Annotated in this window: 10 protein-coding genes; 7 read left to right on the top strand and 3 right to left on the bottom strand. The window is 29.7% G+C overall.

All coding sequences use genetic code 4. The features are described from left to right. The first annotated feature begins 81 nt into the window (after nucleotides 1-81). From KQ878_RS02980 to KQ878_RS02955, 6 genes are all read left to right on the top strand, one after another. The gene (locus tag KQ878_RS02980) at nucleotides 82-1,413 is read left to right on the top strand and encodes a BMP family ABC transporter substrate-binding protein (RefSeq protein WP_216505692.1); all 1,332 of its coding nucleotides are present in this window, start codon (nucleotides 82-84) and stop codon (nucleotides 1,411-1,413) included. Next, nucleotides 1,413-3,311 (top strand): ABC transporter ATP-binding protein, encoded by a 1,899-nt coding sequence (locus KQ878_RS02975; protein ID WP_216567907.1) that lies wholly within the window; start codon nucleotides 1,413-1,415, stop codon nucleotides 3,309-3,311. The genes KQ878_RS02980 and KQ878_RS02975 overlap by 1 nt, the downstream gene beginning before the upstream one ends. Next, nucleotides 3,265-5,391, top strand: a complete 2,127-nt coding sequence (locus tag KQ878_RS02970) for an ABC transporter permease subunit (protein WP_216567906.1) — start codon at nucleotides 3,265-3,267, stop codon at nucleotides 5,389-5,391. Before KQ878_RS02975 ends, KQ878_RS02970 begins: the two co-directional genes overlap by 47 nt. Beyond that, complete coding sequence (locus KQ878_RS02965; RefSeq protein WP_216505695.1) at nucleotides 5,375-6,334, top strand: ABC transporter permease; 960 nt, start codon at nucleotides 5,375-5,377, stop codon at nucleotides 6,332-6,334. The genes KQ878_RS02970 and KQ878_RS02965 overlap by 17 nt, the downstream gene beginning before the upstream one ends. Nucleotides 6,335-6,343: 9 nt before the next feature. Beyond that, nucleotides 6,344-7,762 carry a leucine-rich repeat domain-containing protein gene (locus KQ878_RS02960; RefSeq protein ID WP_216505696.1) on the top strand — a complete coding sequence of 473 codons (1,419 nt, stop codon included), beginning with the start codon at nucleotides 6,344-6,346 and terminating at the stop codon, nucleotides 7,760-7,762. A gap of 85 nt (nucleotides 7,763-7,847) precedes the next feature. Continuing rightward, nucleotides 7,848-8,669 carry a Cof-type HAD-IIB family hydrolase gene (locus KQ878_RS02955; protein ID WP_216567905.1) on the top strand — a complete coding sequence of 274 codons (822 nt, stop codon included), beginning with the start codon at nucleotides 7,848-7,850 and terminating at the stop codon, nucleotides 8,667-8,669. A gap of 41 nt (nucleotides 8,670-8,710) precedes the next feature. On the opposite strand, the gene KQ878_RS02950 is transcribed toward KQ878_RS02955, so the two are convergent. The 3 genes from KQ878_RS02950 to KQ878_RS02940 form a co-directional block, all read right to left on the bottom strand. Continuing rightward, a complete protein-coding gene (locus KQ878_RS02950) occupies nucleotides 8,711-12,223 on the bottom strand; it encodes a rhoptry family protein (RefSeq protein ID WP_216567904.1) in 3,513 nt (1,170 codons plus the stop codon). Nucleotides 12,224-12,239: 16 nt separating this feature from the next. After that, on the bottom strand, nucleotides 12,240-13,949 hold the full coding sequence (locus tag KQ878_RS02945; protein ID WP_216567903.1) for a lipoprotein 17-related variable surface protein: 1,710 nt from the start codon (nucleotides 13,947-13,949) through the stop codon (nucleotides 12,240-12,242). A 191-nt stretch (nucleotides 13,950-14,140) separates the two neighbouring features. Further along, entirely contained in the window at nucleotides 14,141-18,709 is a 4,569-nt protein-coding gene (locus tag KQ878_RS02940; protein ID WP_216567902.1) for a hypothetical protein, read from the bottom strand. A gap of 461 nt (nucleotides 18,710-19,170) precedes the next feature. On the opposite strand from KQ878_RS02940, the gene KQ878_RS02935 reads away from it, so the two are divergent. Next, nucleotides 19,171-19,422: hypothetical protein (locus KQ878_RS02935; RefSeq protein WP_216567901.1), on the top strand; the 252-nt coding region annotated here is incomplete at its 3' end.

The following is a 19,422-nucleotide window of genomic DNA, read 5'->3' as shown; positions in this document are numbered from 1 at the left end:
TAATATAGATAGATAAACATAAAAAGTTTATTCAAGCGGTTTAACAATAAACTCGCTTCGCATATTTAGGAGGCAAAAAATATGAAAAATAAATTACTTTTAGGACTAGGAGCTGTATCGGCGCTTGGTACACTTCCTATGGTTGCTGCTGCATGTAGCAACGATAAAGGTGGAGTAATTGATGGTGTTACTGTAAAACACCTAAATTTTACTCACCCTAAAAGACCAACAGTCCCAGTTACAAAAATTACTTTGAACAAGGAATTTGGTATCACCGAAGGGCAAAAAATGAAAAGCATCGTGATGATTAACGATGGTGGAGACATCAACGATAAATCATTCAACCAATCAGCATGAGAAGGTTTATTAACTTTTGCTGATAAACAAAATGGTGTAAGTTCAAACGAATATACTGTTCTTGAAGTTAAAGAAGGAAAATATGAACAAGCATATAGAGAAGCTTTAGATAGTAAGTACCAAGTATGATTACTACCCGGGTTCCTACATCAACAAAATGTTTCAGCTTTCTTACAAAAACCTGAAAACGCCAAAAAATTTAAAGAATTGGGAATTGTTTTAATTGGTGCAGACTATACATCATTAGATAATGTTAAAGACTTAGAAGGACACGCAATATTCCAAGATTTCAAAACTAAAGAAGCTGCTTTCGTTGCGGGATATGCCGCTGCTAAATTCTTATCTACAGAAAAAGAATATAAAGATAGATCGTTTGCTACTTTAGGTGGTGGTGCCTTCCCTGGAGTTACTGACTTTAACGAAGGATTTATGAAGGGTATCTTATACTGAAATCAACAACAAAACGGAGATTCAACCAAAATACATACCACAACAAAAACTGTTGATTTAGGTTCTGGTTTTGACCAAGATCAAACAAACACTGCTTCTGTTGATGCCATGCTATCAACCGACCCTAAAATGGTTATGGCTGTAGCTGGTCAAACTACATTCCAAGTAACAAAACATGAAAAATTTAATGGTAAAGGAAAATACATTGTTGGTGTCGATGTTGACCAAGCGTTAACTGCTTCAAGTGAACAACAAACATACTTTACTTCAATTGTTAAAAACATTGGGCAATCTACATATGACGCGGTTTCAGCACTTGCGTTAGGTAAAAATGTTGAAGGGCTTGAAATTGATAAAAAAGATTCAATAATGAGCCATGGTTATGACAAAGGCTGAGTCGGAGTTTCAAAAACTCACATTGAAGGTGACAAACAAATTCTTGCTCAACAAGCTCTAGATGAAGCTGAAAAACTATTCAAGTCTTTAGATCAAGATATATTAGAATGATTACATTCTTCAAAAGCTACTAAAGATGGTGAAGAAATCGAAAACATTCAACAACGTATGGATGCTCTTAATGCCGCTTTAATAATTGAAAATAAATAATGAATGCTGTTGAATTCATTAACGTAACTAAAAAATTCCCCGGAATTACCGCTAATGACAGTGTTTCTTTTGCAGTTAAAAAAGGAACAATTCACGCATTAATTGGTGAAAACGGAGCTGGTAAAAGTACTTTGATGTCAATCTTGTTTGGCCTTTATGAACAAACAAGCGGAGAAATCCTTATAAACGGCAACAAAGTGCTTTTTTCTGGACCAAACGATGCGAACGAAATGGGTATCGGAATGGTTCACCAACACTTCAAATTAGTTGACGTATATACAAACCTAGATAACATAATCCTTGGTGAGGAGTGAACAAAAAATGCCGGAGTCTTGAATAGAGACATCGCCATTAAAAAAATAAAGGCACTTCAAAATACATACAAATTGCACTTTGATTTATTCCAAAAATCTGGAGATGCGACTGTTTCAACTCAACAAAAAGTTGAAATAATGAAAATGCTTTATCGTGGAAATGACATTTTGGTTTTTGACGAACCAACGGCCGTTTTAACCGATGAAGAAATTCAAGGGTTATTACACTCATTTGAAATATTTAAAAAAGCAGGCAAAACAATAATTTTTATTTCTCACAAATTAAAAGAAATCGAACAAGTCGCCGACACCGCAACTGTTTTACGTTTGGGAAAAGTTGCTGGAAACTTTGTCTTAAAAGATACAACCATGGATCAAATTATTATAGCAATGGTTGGTAGCGATGTTGTCGAAGTTAAAAACGACTTACCATGTGAGAAAAAAGAAGTTGTGTTTTCTCTAAAAAACATAACAACAACTAAATTAAACAAAAACTTGAAAAACATTTCTTTTGATGTTCACGCCGGTGAAATCTTTGCTATTGCAGGGGTTGCTGGAAACGGACAAGAAGAATTGGAATACATTTGTGGTGGAGTTGAACTACCACATAAAGGTTCCGTTCACTTAAAAGTATTTAACAATACTACAAACGAATATGAATTTAAAGATATTACAAAAAGTGGTGCGTGAGATAGAAGCAAACAACATGTTGCCTACATCCCAGCCGATAGACATCACCATGGCGTAATTCTGGATTTCACAATTCAAGAAAACTCGGTAATTAGAAGACTTTGGGACAAAGAATTCGTAAAAGGCGGAGTATTCAAAACTAAAACTATCAAAGAATTTACTAATGAAATTATTGAAAAATACGATGTTAGAAGTTCACAAGGTGCCAAAAGTATCGCACGTTCACTTTCAGGTGGTAACCAACAAAAATTCATCGTTGGACGTGAAATGATGTTTGAACATGATTTTATTATTATTGTTCAACCTACACGTGGTATGGATATTGGTGCAATTACTAATATTCATACTCAAATCTTGAACGAAAAAGCAAAAGGTAAAGCAATTCTGCTAATTTCATATGAATTAGACGAAGTGTTGGCATTAGCAGACACAATTGCTGTTATTAATGAAGGTAAAATTCTTTCAATTAACGATGCTAAGACTTCATCTCGTGAAGAAATTGGTAAATACATGTCTTCAAGTACTGAAAACGAACGAGATTCATGATTCAACCCAAATGATATCGAAGATTCTAAAGATAGTTACATTACATATCTAAATAAAAAATATGATAAATTAATTGAAAAGGCTTTATTAGACAAAACTTCAATTAAATCAAGTTTATACATTGCTCAACACTCTAAAGATGTTGAAAAATCAACATTGGTTGAACTTAAAAATAACTATAAATTAGCTTCAGATAATCACAAAGCCATCATTAAACAAAGAAAACATGAATTGAGTGAAGCTAAATCTTCATTTGAGCAAATTTATAAAGACTTTAAAAATAGAAAGGAGGGAGCAGTAAATGATAAAACGCAAAAACATTATGATTGAAGCATTAAGCAAGATTAGTGAAAAAATGAGTTCATTTGTCAAAATGGACAAAACAAAATCAACTGGTCGTAAGGTTGCTTCTTCTCTTTGGGCTTTGTTTTTCGGAATAGTACTTTCATTAGTCTATATCTTCCTAAAAACATCATTACTTGAACACAGAATTATTAACCCATTCGCAATCTTTACTAATGTTGTTGATAGTTTAAAATCACCAAGTAACAAAGAAGTTATTTTAAACTACTTATTGATTTTTGGTTTCTCATCATTAGCTTGTGCAATCAGCTTTAAGGCCGGACTATTCAATATTGGTATTCCAGGTCAAATGATGATTACAGGTGCAACTTCATTTGGTATTTTTATCAAGTTAGGTTACACATCATATACCTCTATTCCGGTATGGTTGTTATTATTAGCTCTAGTCTTTTCTATGATTTTTGCTTTTATAGCAGGTCTAATAGCTGGAGTTTTGAAAGCATATTTAAATGTGCATGAAGTTATTTCAACTATTATGATCAACTGAATTATTGTTGGTATTGCAATGGTTTGTTTCCAACAAAAATCTGCAAATGTTATTTGACCAGAATTCAGTTTAAACCAAATATCATATTACTTTAATGATGTTAACACAGGTACTAACCCAGGTATAGTTGGTATCAGTCAAGAAGTTAAAAAAGCATTTTCGATTGCTGGTCTAGTAATCTTATTAGTGTTAGTAATTGCTGTTGCCTTTGTCTTCAGTTTTACAAGCTTAGGTTACAAAATTAGAATGCAGGGTATGTCTAAATCAAATGGTAAATACATGGGGGTTAATGATAAAAAATTAACAATGTTAGTTTTAGCTTTCTCAGCCATGATTGCCGGAGTCGCAGGATTCTTTAACTATGTTTTGGGTTTATCAGCAAGATTTGACTCAGTTACCCAACCTCTTAACTTAGGTTTTGAATGTATCGCAATTAGTTTATTAGCTTTAAACTCTCCAATTGGTATCATCTTTACATCATTATTCTATACAGCACTATATACAGCAAACTACAAATTGCAAAAAGCTCCTCTATACCTAAAACCAGACGATGTTCAAGTTATTACATCAATGATTCTATACTTAGCAGCTACTGCAATAATGTTTACCCAATTCAAACCAATTGTGTACTTTAGGGGAAAATTCGCATTGTTGAGCGACCCTAGATATAAAGCTTATTCTAAATTGAAACGTTATAATATAGCTATTGCTAAATTAAATGCAAGAAATAAAACTCAAAATCACAACGCAAGATACACAGTATCAACCAAAAACGCTGACAAAACAATTGCTAAATTGAATTTAATTAATCAAAAATATCTTGAAGATATTGCGAAATTAGAATCAAAAATTGTAATTGCCAAATTTGAACTTCAACAAGCTCAAAAACTTAATGATTTAATTAATCAAAAACATGCAGAAAAAATGGCAAATTACAGTCAATTGAATTCAGCAATCCTTGACGCTCAAAATGTCTACTATAATAAACTAGAAGATTTAAATAATCCAGAACTAAATTACTCTAAAGATGAAATTAAATTACAAGCGTCAGCAGTAAAAGTTGCTTTAAAAGAACAAATCAAATCTCTTAAAGCTCAATATGTATCACCAAATTACAATAGCGAACTTAAACAACTACGTAACGAAAATAAAGCCTTAGTTGCAGAATTTACAAAAAATGAAAATGAAGCATTAAATCAACGTTTATCTACAATTAAAGCTGATGAAATTAATTGAGAAATTAATGAAGTTTCAAATAAAAATAAAGTTTCATTATTAAATCGCGAATTCGTGAAATTACAAGATAAATATCTTGCTGACGCAATGAACTATAAAAATACCGATGAGCAAACTTTGGTTCATTTTGAACAAATTAACTTGAAAAAATATGAATTAATTAATCAAATGAAAGAATTAGGTAAAACAGGTAAATTTGCTATTAGTCAACAAAGAACTGCTGATTTAAAATCTATTTACGCCGAATATGCTCCAATTTTTGCCGACATTATTGATCAAAGATTACGCATGGCACTGGAAACACTAAAGAAAAAGGAGGTACAAGATGGCCTTAACACTTAATGTTTATTCATCACTAATTCTATTCTTTTGTATCTTTACTCTTGGCGGAATCAGCGGTCTATTCTGTGAAAAAGTAGGTATTGTTAACATTGGTATTAACGGGATGATGGTTATTGGGGCCGCTAGCTATTTAGCATTCAGTGATACACTGGCCACAGCACTAGTTAAACACCCAAATATTGCAAATAGTGGTTGATGACAAATCTTAGGAACAATTTTTGCTGCATTATGCGCATCATTATTCTCTCTACTTCACGGATTTGCAACAATTAAACTAAAAAGCGAACACACAATTTCAGGTTTTGCAATTAACTTACTAGCTTTTGGTATTTCAATCATCTTGCTAGAAATTCACGGACACGGAAATAAAAAACCTATTTTAAACATTGCTGAACTACAATACTCAGTTGAATTGGTTAAAAACAGTACTTTAAGTTTAGAAATTATTTCTTGAAAACTTGTAATTACAGTAATTATTATTGCGGTTGCAGCCTTTGCTTTATACAAAACCAAATGAGGTTTAAGATTTAGAAGTATTGGTGAAAATCCACAAGCAGCCGATGTTGCTGGTATTAATGTTTACAAATATAAATGACAAGGTGTTGCAATCTCTGGCGCTATAGCCGGTGTTGCGGGTGCAATCTTCTCACAAGCTTACGGAATCTCATTCAATGGTGATGTTAGAGGGTATGGTTATCTAGCCTTAGCGATTATGATTATGGGTCAATGGAACATTTTCTTAGTATGTATAATTGCCTTCATCTTCTCATTCTTATATGGACTTTCAAATGCTTCAGGAGCCTTTATTCCTAGTCTAAAACCTTACGCATCATTATTACAAATTACACCATACTTACTATCATTATTAGTAATCATGGTTACAGCCAGAAAATCACACGCACCTGCTGCTTCAGGATTACCTTACGACAAGTCGGTGCGTTAAGGAGCTAAAATGAAATTTAAAAAACTATTATCATTAAGCGCAATCTCATTAACTACCTTAACACCTCTGGCTACGCTTTCATGTAATCTATACGAAGATATTGATGGTGATACTTATATTCAACTAAGAAACTCTGAACAAAAAGTATTAATTATTGATGATAAAATCACTAAAATTAGAAATTCAGCACTAATTTTCAAACACAAATTGGAAGAATTTAAATCTAATAATATAACTGATTTACCCAAAAATTTATTCCATTTCAATGACATCGCATTGAAAAACCTTAAAGCAGTTACTGTGAACTCAACAACCTCAATTGATGACAATACTTTTGCCAACTTGACGGGACTAGTAACTGTTAACGCACCAAAAGTAACCAAAATTGGTGAAGGTGCTTTCAAAAATGCTCAGAAATTAAATACTCTTAATTTAGGCGTATTAACAGCTATTAGCAAGGAATCATTTGCTGACACTGAGAATTTAAAAACATTACCTCAATTTGCTAATTCAATTACAACCTTGCCACAGTCTGTATTTGTTGGTAGCGGTATTGAATCATTCAACAATGACAACATCACCAAAGTTGAAAAATCAGCATTTTATAACTCAAGTATCAAAACCTTAACACTTAAAAATGTTCAAGAAATCGGCGAAAACGCCTTAGCAGCACCAAACTTAGAAAAAATTGAAATTTCACCAAACGCTAAACTACACCCACTAGCTTTTGGTTCAAAACTAAAATCAATGCCAAGCAAAATGTTTGATGCTAACGGTTTCTTAATTTATAACGAAACCTTATATGGTTTTGATTTGGCTAAATACAAAACAGCAAATCCTCATGCTACTGAAATTGTTTTACCAGACAATGTTAAAACAATTTCAGGTAAAGTTTTCGAAAAGAAAAACACTGGCGATTTCAAAACAATTAAAGCTAACCATGTTACAACAGTTTCAACAAATGCGTTTAGCTCAAATTCAACTATTGAATCAATAATATTACCAGAAGCTATCAAAGTTGAAACTGATGCTTTTGCTAAAATCAACAAACTTAAAACTCTAACATTAAATGCTAATTGTGAATTTGATATTACACCTTTTGGTAAAACATCATTACCACAAGGATTATTCAATCAACAAGGACTATTGATTGTTAACTCAACTTTATTCAGTGTTAAGTTAGACGAAGCTGCTTTAACAACCGATACATTAACATTGCCAGAATCAATCACAAAAATTCATTCATATGCTTTTGGAGATAAAATTAAAAAGATTACTACCTTATCAGCTAACTCAGTTACTTATGTTGCTGCCAAAGCTTTCAGCGGTAATAAATCAATCACTAAAGTAACTTTTGCTCCAAACGCGCAAATTGATGAACATGCTTACGATTCTTCCGCATTAGCCAATAAAAACAAAAAGAAATAATCTCGCATAGCGAGATTATTTCTTTCATCGCCGCTACTGAAGTGAATATTTTGGTAAAATTACTTATATTAACTAGGAGGTCAAAATGACTAAAATTTTCGCTTACGATCTTGACGGCACATTATTTACCAATGCTAACTTAATGCACCCACAAACTCCACAAGCATTAGCACAGGTACAAAAATCAGGGCACTACAATGTAATCTCAACTGGTCGTTCACTAGGCAATGTATTAAATGCCTTAGGAGAAAACATAACATTATTCAAACACATAATTGCTTCTAATGGTGCGGTGGTTTATACGCCGGAAACAAAGGAAATTAAAATCCTAGGCAAAGTAGAAATTGATGCTTTTGATTCACTTTACCAAACAGCATTAAATAGCGACTACATAATGCGGGTTGATACAGTTCACGAATCAGTTAGTTTTTTAACTCCAGGCCAAACACCAACATGATTAAAAGAACAAAATATTATGGACATCACAAAATTTAACTTTCTTGAACCCGATGTTTTTTCTACCTACGCACACAATCATAAAGACAATATCGTACAACTCGCTTTGCGTGGTTCTACAGATAACATATTAAACGAGTACACTCATTTTTCAAAGGTTTTAGGAAATAAATACGAAGTAAAATATACTAACAAGGTATATTTAGATATTAATGCCAAAAACGTTAATAAATGAACCGGCCTAAGTTATGTTTGCTCATTAGCTAATGTTAAAAGTGAAAACGTAATTGCTTTTGGAGATTCAGGTAATGATGTTGAAATGCTTAGTCATGCTGGCATCGGCATTGCTATGGGCAATGCAACTCAAGAAGCAAAAGACGCAGCGGACTTAATTATTGGCGAAAACACAACTAATGCCATTGCTATAACTCTAGACGAAATGATTCAATAATTTATATAAAAAACACCAAGAATATTCTTGGTGTTTTTTAATTAATTTTTGACTGTGTTTAACGCAGCCTGTGCTCTTTGAACAATTGTTTTTAGTGTATTAATTAGACTGAAAATATCTAATTTATCATTTCCTTCACTAACATATGGTGCAAATTCATCAAATAACAAGACCTCAATAGTAGAATTAGCGCCTTGGTAATTAGCATGCTTAGAATAATTTTCGACTTCGTCGTATATATTCTTCATTTTGGTACCAACACTTTTTAAGTCATTGTTGATATATCCATCTTTCTTATCAAATCATTCATTTGCTAAGTCGAATTTAATAAGTTTAATTATATTATTCATATTCGATTGTATTGGCTGATATCTAGTAATTAATAATTTACCAAGGTAGTCAGAGGCTGAAGCAACTTTAGAAGTTATATCACTAATATTGTTATCAATTACAGTTGCTATATCCTCTCTATCCAACGGTTTTATACCATCTAGATATTCGTTTACTTTATTAAGTTTAGTAAATGATTTACTTAAATAATTTTCCTTCAAAGCCCTATCTACAAAGTCTCTTAGGCCGGTCATATTATGACCTTGAGGTGTGCCAATGTTCGCTAATCAATTAATTGAATAATTTGATTGTTTAGTGTTAATTAAACTATTTATTCTCGCATTAGTTTCGTCAATGTTTTTAGTAACAATTTCTGAGTATCTATTTTTTAATTCATTCATTTTTTGCGTTAGTTGATCAATATTTTTTATATTTTCTCAATCAACATTTTTTAAATTTACAATATCTTCTTTGTTGATGCCATTAAGTTTGAATAATTTTCCATTATTTTCTTTTTCAAGTTCATTGTTGAAAAAATCAACCGAATCTAAAACATAATTAATCTTGGATAATATTTCCTCGGTAGGTTTAATCTTATCACCAACATTTTTTTGAATAGATTTATGGATGTTATCAACCTCTTCTGAGTTAACTTTGTTAAATTCTAGTAATTCAGGTTTAATTTCATTAATTGCTTTTGATAAGTTATCAGCGTTAGCAAGCGCTGATTTGTTGCTATCGTAAATATCTTTAACAGGGTTGTAATAATTAGGTAATTTTGAATGTAAGTCATCTACTTGTTGACTAATTTTATTCAATTCTTCTTTATCTTTTTGGATTTGTTGCAGTTGATTTTGTTTATATTCTTTAAATAAATTAATCATATTGGACTTAATTTCAGCTATTTTTGTTTTGATGGTTTCCTCATCTCATGAATCATCAATTGTCTTTTTGGTTTCAACTTCAATTTTTCTTTGAATTTCAGCAATAGCTGGGTTATAACTTTCTTGAGCATTCTTAGCTTTTAAAACGTCACCAGACAAAGCAGTTAATTCAGCTATTTCCGCCGAATATTCCTGTTGTAATTTTTTCTTGATTTCAATTTTTTGAACTAAATTATCATAATCTTGTTTTGACGAATTGTTTAATTCACTTAATGCAGAATCGTTTTTATTTACAGCAAATGGAGCAACCTCTTTAGTTCTTGCAGTTAATTTTGCTAATGCATCATTAATTTCGTTCGCAAGCTCAGGATGAGATGTTTTCAACTTATTAAATTTATTTTCTCATTCTTTTAATTGAGTCTTGGTATTATCAAATTTAGTTTTGATAGTTTCAATATCTGTATTAATTTCAGATATTTTTTGAATAGCTTTACTCGTGTTTTCTAAATTATTGTCTTTAATATTATCAAATTCAGTAAGAGCAGGTTTAATTTCGCTCATTTCTTTAATTGCGTTTTTTAAATCGGCATATTTAGAATCAACTAATTTATTATTTAATGAGTCAAAACCATCTTTAAACTGTTTAGATTTTTCAGATTTAGTCTTAATTTCACCTATTGTCAATGAATATTTATCATACGCATTGTTAATTAATTCCGTTGGCGATTCAGGATTGTCTACAGCCTTATTTAAGGTATCTTGGGCTTTTGATTTAGCGTTATCCATAAACGATTTAATCGAACTGTAAATATCGGTATTTAATTGTTTGGTTAAATTGTCAAATTCAGTGTCTTTACCTTGTTTAATTGAAATTTTATTATAACGAACACTTTGTTCAGATTTTGCAGTTTCGAGAGCCTTTTCTAGAGTAGTAATATCTGCTAAAGATTGAGTAATTGATGGGTTTTTATTTAGACCAGACGTTGCATCTGTCTTAGTTTTTATATCCCTTAGTGTTTTGTTAATATCTTTGTATTCACCTGTTAATGTATTGGTTAAATATTCATCAACTTTTTTTGCTAATTCAAGATATTCGTTATGTTTTGCGATTTTAACAGCTTTTTTATCATTAATGAATTTATCTCTTGCATCTGCAATTGATTTTTGGGCACTTTCGTATAATTCACGTTGCTTTTCCTCACTAGAATTATCGACATTTTTTAAATTTTCAGCTAATTGAGCATCTATCTCTTTGATTTTGGTATCAAAGGATGATTTTAAATCTGAGTATCCTTGTTCATTTGTAGAGTTCGATTCAGATTCTGCACCATTTTTAGTTGTTTCATAATTGTTTTTAGCAAGTTCTTTAGCTGTTGAATTAGACAATTTAATTGCATCATCTAAAGCCGCAATTTGTGCAACAAAGTTTGTTGCTAAAGCTTTATCATCAGCATATCCGTTAACATCTTTTCCAACTGCAATATTAGCATTTGTTAATGTGTTTTGTAATTCTTTAAGAACATCTGGATAATTAGATAATTTATTTACTAAGTCATTTACTTCACTTGCTTTAGCTTCATATTCAGCTTTTTTATCTTCATCTATTTGTTTTTTGGCTGTTTTGAATTCTATTTTAGCATTATCTAGAGCAATTTTACCCTCTTCGTATGCTTTACGCTTGTCGTCCATGCCATCAATCGATACTTTCGCAACTTCATCACTGATTTTTGTAATTTCTCTTTGGTATGCATTTTTAGCGCTCTCGTAGACGTCAGGATTGTCAACTTTTGCTTTTTGTTTCGCTTCGTCATAAGCAGATTCATAGACATTTTTACTCTTGTCCATTGAAGTTTTTAAAGCAGAATTGTATGATTTTAGTAAAGCTTCTTGCGCAGCAGCAATAGTTTCATAATCATTTGCTTTATTTGTTCCGTTTTGATTATTGGCTTCTTTAGCAGCATTTAAGGCAGCAATTTCATCTTTGTATAATTCACTATTTTTATTAAGTTCAGTTAGTAATTTATCAACATCTACATCGATTGATTTGTAAACATTGACAGCTGCTTCTTGAATTTTGGTTTTTAAAGCTTCTGTTTGATCTATATAGTTTTGAGCGGTAATAGATTTATCATTTTGAGCTTTTCTAATAATATCTTGTGAAGTTTGTTTTTGTAAATTCAATGCGTCGCTTTGTTGTGCTTTTTGATACTTAGAATCTTTTGCTAATTTATCAAGTAAGGCAACCTGGTCATTGTAATTTTTAATTGCGTTATCAATGACATCTTTATCTCTTTTAATTCCTTTTAATAAATCTGATAATTTAACGTTTTTATCCGTCATTTCATCACGATCATCTTTAATAATATTGGGGGGGGGGGGCTATTTGTGGTAATTTTTGATTGATATTAGCAACAATTTCTCTATAAATCGGATCTTTTAATTGATCCCTGAAATCTGCAACTTGTTGGTGCAACGAATTATATTGAGTATCTAACAAATTAAATTCTTTCACGTAAACACCATAGTTGGTATTGAATTTTTCAAAAGCCCTACTTAATGAATTGATATCATCAACATATTTTAGTGATTGTTTAAGATTAACATCATTTTGACTATTTTTGATAAACTCGTTCAATTCATTTAGCGATTTTTTCATAACTTTATCTCTAAAATCGTTGTATTTTTCGCTGACAAGTGAATCATTAATTTTATTGATTAGTTGTTGAAGTTTTACTCTATTGATTTCGTCTGTTTGTTTATCAATTTGTGCGTTTTGACCTCTTAAATCCAGTAAACTTCTGGTCATTTTTTTATATGTATCCAATAATTCTTGTTGTTTTTGAGGCAATATACCTTTATTAATAGATTCTTGAGCAAGTTTATCCAATTCAACAAGTTTATCTTTAATTTCATGATGTTGTTTGTCGCCAACAATAGATTTATTAAAATCATATAATTCGTCTTTAACGCCTTTAATTTTATCGAGAATACCTTGTTTAAATTCTAGATAATTTTTCGCCGTTTTATTGTCAATATTATTTCTAATAATTTGATTTTCTGTTTGAGCATCAATGTGATTTAACGCCATTACTGGCGATGCATCTCTGACTTTGCGTGAATTGATTAGCGCCTCATCTAATTTAGCCATCTGATCTTTATATATTATTGGGTCAGCAATCATAATTTTTTTAATTTCTTCACCTTTTTTAATTGATTCAATTAATTTTTCAAGTGAAGCGCTAATCAATTGATCTTTATCTTCTTTATTAACTTTTGCATTTTCAAGAGCTTTATTTAATTGATTTATTTTTTTCTTTAGCATCATTAAACCAGAAAAAGTTGAGTTGTTTTTCAGCGATAATTCTAAAGAGTTGATAATTTCTTGATAATTATTAACATTATTGGATTTTTTCAGTTGTTCAATAAATTTTTTAATTCTGTTCATAACATCTGAATGAATTTTAGCAATCAATTCAGGGTTGGGGTTCATATCATTTAATGAAATTTTAAATTTACGATTGTATGAATCACTGATAAAATCAGGATTTTTATTAGTGAGTACCGCATCAAATACTAAATTATTATCATTGTCGAACGATATATTATTGTATTTTACGCTATATGAGTCGCCATTATTTGTATTTACAAGTAATTTTGGTTCGTTTTTTATCAATGAATCATATACATCTAATATACTTTTAGATTTATATTCTTTTTCACTCAAATTGGATGTATATATATCATCTTTTGCTGTCTTAAAATTATCGAAAACAATGATTTTGTTTCTGTTTACATTAGTACCATCTCAGTTAAATTTAACAGTCACAGTACCTTTTGTATCGTTATAATCGATAATTTGAAAATTGTTAATTTCTTTACTTCCAAAGCGATTTTGATTTAACAACACTTTTAAGTCTTGTTTCGAAAGTAAACTCGGTTTTTTATTTAATGCATTTTGACTTCATTGAAATCTGACGATAGGCTCAGATTCCAAAATTGCTACCACGGTACCGGCAGCAGTTACTGTCGCAGCACTCGTCGTTAATAAAGTAACTATTTTTTTCATTTTATTCCTCTGTTAAAACAATTTTATTTTGTTCGTTAATATTATATTAAAATAGCTGATTTTAAACTTTAAAATTTTACCAAAATTACACATAATTAATTGATTATGACTATCTTAATCTGCAGTGATAGAATAATATATTTATTACTTCAGATTTACAAAACAAAACCTCACAATGCGTGAGGTTTTGTTTACTTAGTATATTTACCTTTCAATAAAGCAAAGTCTTTTAAGTTGTTTGTGTCTAAGACTGAGTAGTCTTTAATTACATCTCGTTTGATTTTCTTTTTGTTTTCAACTGAAGAATCTATCAGTGACATAAATTTCTTATTTATAAGAGGTTTTATATATTCGCTTCCATTCACGCTTGATAATTTAATAAATTCTTTATAAAGTAATTCATAAGTCTTAAATAAATTAGGTTTAACATTTTGTGATATTCAAGCTTTTGCATCGACTTGTTGACCTGTTGAAACAACACTAGTTTGTCCATTATTTACATAATCAACACCATTAATATTTTTACCACTTAAATCGGTGCCAATTGAAACCTGTAATACGCTATTGTATGGTTCATTTCTATCAAAAGTTTTATGATCAAATTCTTGAGTTTGTTCTTTGAAGTTTTTAAAACTATTTTCACCATTAACTTTAACTCAGCTTTTGAATGAATTAACACCATATACATCAAGAATAAATTTAGCATATTTAAATATATTTGATTTATTTGAATCTAATACAACTTTCGAATCGTATTCTCCATCTGGTTTTACCTTATTGATTTGAGTGTATTTAACTTCGTAAGCATCGATTAAACCTAATAATAAATAAGTCAAGATTTCGTAAACACCAACATGGTACCAATAAGTAGCATCATCTCCAAATAGTGAATATACCCAATAATCATTATTACTTCCGTATCAATCTCAAATGTTACTTTCTAAGATTAAATTCTTATCATTTTGAATATATTTAGAGCCATTCGGATCATCTACTAATAAGAATAAGGCATATGCAAAGGACTTGATGTTAGTTCCAACTTTTTCTGAAGTGTTATTATTGATTAAACGTGAAATATCTTTCATATATTTCGTTGCGCTTAATCCTAAACCTTCAGAAGAACCCTGAAGTGATAATAAACCCAAATCATCTAAATATTTGCTATCGTCGCTTCATTTATGTGTGTTTGTTTTACTTGCTAAACTTGATTCATAACTAAATTGCGCATAACCTCCAAGGCTGTGTTTAGATGAATAGCTACCATCATCTTCAACACCAAAAGCATAAATTATTTGACTATCAATTAATTTCTTTGTCAATAAATCTTTAATCTGTTCGCTTTTCATTCTGTTGTCATAATAACTTTTCATTGCCTGGGTTATTCCTCTAAAGTAATTGTTTTCATGAGATAGCAATTTTGTTAACTCGGTAATTTTTTCGCCAACTGATAAATTACTTGATTCAATATTTTTTATGCATTTAGCATACTCATCGTATATAGATTTAACCTTAACAACATTTTCGCCACTATCTTTATCAACTGCTAGCAGGAATTTGTTAAACAACTCTAAGTTTCAATCTGCATCACTATAGAATGATTTTTGATATTTCAATTTATTATCTTTAATTTTAGTTAAAAATTCATTAATCTTATTTGATATCCCAGTAAAAGGAGTTTCTAATTTTGTTAGTTCTGAACGAACAATGCTTTCATACGCGCTACGAGCTTGCTCACCAATTGCTAAAACATTAACTCCTGTGGAAATTGGTAATAAATCCATACCTTTGATTATCTCGTTAATAATATTTTTTTGAGTAGATAAAAAGTTTTTTACCCCACTTTGAGCTGAATTGATAAACAAGGCGTTAGATTTATCATATTTTTCTTGTTCAAATAATACTTTCATTAAACTTTCAATATCATTGCCTTTTCCAAGTCGTTTGTTTAATTCGTTATTGACAAATTTAGTAGTTATCACTTTTGTTAATTTTTTATAAGCATCTAAATAATCATTTTTAAGTAAAGTATATTCATTTATTTTGTTATGTATGTTTATATAATCTGCATCGTTGATTCCTTGTAAACTATCTTGAAGTTCTTGAGCTTTTGTTTCAAGTAATGAAGTTTGTTTATTTTTAACTTTTACTATTCATGGATTTTTGGCTTCATCAATATTATCACTCTCGCGATAGAAATTCAATATTGCAGGAATAATTGTTTTTTTGTCCGCTTTAATTTCTTCTTTAAAATCATTCTTTGCGATTTTCCCTGGAATTGAGGATAGTAATGTCCTTAAATTTTGATTAATTTTATTCAAATCTGAAACAGAACTTTGTTCACTAAAAATATAATCATTAGAAGCATTATTAGAAGGTTTTAATTTCAAAATGTTTGTTAGTTCAGAAACAATTGTAGAGTATTTTGAAGTGCTTAATGTCTTAATAAAATGTCTAATAGTTTCTCTAGAAGTTTCAATTTTTTCTTCAAAGTTTGTCCGCACTAGTCATAAATAGTTTAACTGGTGTAATTTATTTATTTTATCAACTATTATTGAATTATGCTCTCTTTGATCATCACTTAATGTTAGTTGATTTTCTACTCATTTCCCCTCAGTGCTTAATAACTTTATAAATTCATCATTGAATGATTTGGTTGGATTATTCAAGTTGTGAATTTCTTTGTATGATTTTGGGAAATCATCTTTATTATCAGCATCATTAATTATTTCTGTTTGAAATTTATCTGAAAGCTCTTTTGTTTTTAGTTCAAAAGAATCTTTAAATTCTTTAATTTTAGCTTGGTAATCCTTTAGTATAGATTCAATACTTTTATCTCCGGGTATATAAACAGTAGGGGGTTTTATCGCACTGTCTAATTGCTCTTGTAAATCACGGATTTGTTTTTTAGATTTTGTCAACTCTAATTCGGTGTTCAATTTGTTTGCCAAAAGTATTATTTCACGACTTTGAGCATCTGTTTTGTCAACGTTTTTTTGACTCTGGTCAACTAGATTATTAAGTGCTGTTATTAAATCCTTATCTCTAGTTTGGTCGAGAGAAGATAAATAATTTTTAATTTGATTTTTGACAGCTTCAAAAGCTGCTTTTGAAGCTGTGGTGTCACCCATAGGTTCTAATGAATTTAAACTATTAATTTGAGATTGCGAATCTTTTGCTTGAGCCGAACCAAGAATTAAATCAATATTAGTTGACTGATCGTTATTAACAATTTGATTTAATTTTTCAATTGTTTTTTCTTTAAAATCTTTTGCCTGGTTGTTTTTGGTCTGAACATTCGCTAATTTATCAATATCACCTTTTAGATTAACTCTAGATTTAGCATTAATGAATTTTTGATTTAACTCATAAGTTTGAAGAGTGATTTCGGCGTTATTAGCATTAGGTTTATCTACGTTTTTTTGTGATTCACTAACTAAACTATTAAGATCATCTATTGTTGCTTTATCTTTAGTTTGGTCTAAAGTAGAAATGTAATTGTTGATTTGTTTTTTTAACTCTTCAAAAGCAGCCTTAGAAGCTGTAGTGTCGTTTTTTTCAATAGTTGTGTTTAAACTATCAATTTTGTCTTGCGAATCTTTAGCTTTAGCTAAGTTAATGGCCAATTCAACATTTGTTGCATCTTTATTATTAATAATTTCATTCAATTTCTTTAACGTTTGTTCTTTTAATAATTTTGCCTGGTCGTTTTTGGTCTGAACATTCGCTAATTTATTGATTTCATCTTTTAAATTCTTTCTAGATTTAGCATTAATGAATTTTTGATTTAACTCATAAGTTTGAAGAGTGATTTCGGCGTTATTAGCATTAGGTTTATCTACGTTTTTTTGTGATTCACTAACTAAACTATTAAGATCATCTATTGTTGTTTTATCTTTAGTTTGGTCTAAAGTAGAAATGTAATCGCTGATTTGTTTTTTTAACTCTTCAAAAGCAGCTTTTGAAGCTGTGGTGTCATATTTTGTAGTCATTGAATTTAAGATATCGATCTGTGTTTGAGAATCTTTAGCTTGGGCAAACCCAATTGCTAAATCAATTACACCTGCTCTATCATAGTTAATTAATTGTGTTAATTTAGAAATCGTTTGCTCTTTAAAACTTCTTGCATGATCATTTTGTGTTTCAATATTTGAGATTTTTTCAAGTTCTAGCTTTATTTTCTTCTTGTATTTTTCTTTATCAAATTCTGTTTTTAATTTATTCGTCTCTAAAATAATTTCGGCGTTATTAGCATTAGGTTTATCTACGTTTTTTTGTGATTCACTAACTAAACTATTAAGATCATCTATTGTTGCTTTATCTTTATTCTTATCCAAAGTAGAAATGTAATCGCTGATTTGTTTTTTTAACTCTTCAAAAGCAGCTTTTGAAGCTGTGGTGTCAATATTTTTTTGAGTCGAATTGTTTAAAATTGGTAGTATTTTGGTAAATACTCTAGATTTTTTTGTTCCAACAGTAATTTGATATTTAATCACTAAACTATTGCTGTCGTTATTCTTTGAAACCCCCAGAAAATTAATTTGAGAATTATTTTTGGAGGTAATTTTATAGTTTTTTAGATCATTAATATCTTTTGATGATAATTGAGAAAACGGTTTATCTAATTGAAATTCTATTATTGGTTGAACATTATTAAAATTGGTTTGATCAACTATAGAATATAATGTCAATAAAGTGGTTAACGGAGTAATGGCTGCAATAGTTGCACTTAATACTTTTTGTTTTTTTGTTTTTTTATGCATATTATCAAATCCTTTTGTATTTAATTTTAATTAAATTAATATTTTAAATTATAACATAATATATAAATAATCAAATAAACTAACTATCAGATTATATTAAAGATTTATAGATAATTAGGACTAAAAATATTAATGTAATTACCCAAAGAAGCATATTATTAATTAGAGTAAATATAAAATAATCATAAAACAACAGAATATTTTACTGAATGTTTTAAAAAATTAACTTGTATTGCACGTTGGCAGTATTTGCAAATAACGATTTATATGATTTTTACTTTTTTAAAATAGATAAAGCAAATAATGTCAAATTTATAAAAACATTTTCATATTTTTTAACGTTTATCGAATAAGAGCGAAAACGTTTTTTTTTTTTTTTTTATAATGCGATTATTCTTAGGTGTTTATACTAACAAATTTTAAGAAAACATTGTATTCATCTAAACTAACAAGGAGTAAAAATGAAAAAAATTTTAAAAACAATTACAACACTTGCAGCTTCCACTACAGTCGCTGCAACTATCATTGCATTAATCGACAATAAAATTCAGGCAAAATTAAAATCTGGTTCCGAAAATAAAAAAGCCGGTTCAATTACAAGCGATGATATTATTTTTATCTACAAAGGTAAAAATATTAATCCAGACGATTACGTTCTTGATAATATTTCATATGATTTAATTAATACAAAAAATGATAAGAAAATAGCAAGA

The sequence above is a fragment of the Mycoplasma zalophidermidis genome, from assembly GCF_018913985.1.
Taxonomy (GTDB): Bacteria; Bacillota_I; Bacilli_A; order Mycoplasmatales; family Metamycoplasmataceae; genus Mycoplasmopsis; species Mycoplasmopsis zalophidermidis.
The sequence above is the reverse complement of the archived record's forward strand: the minus strand, read 5'-3'. Positions and strand labels throughout refer to the sequence as shown.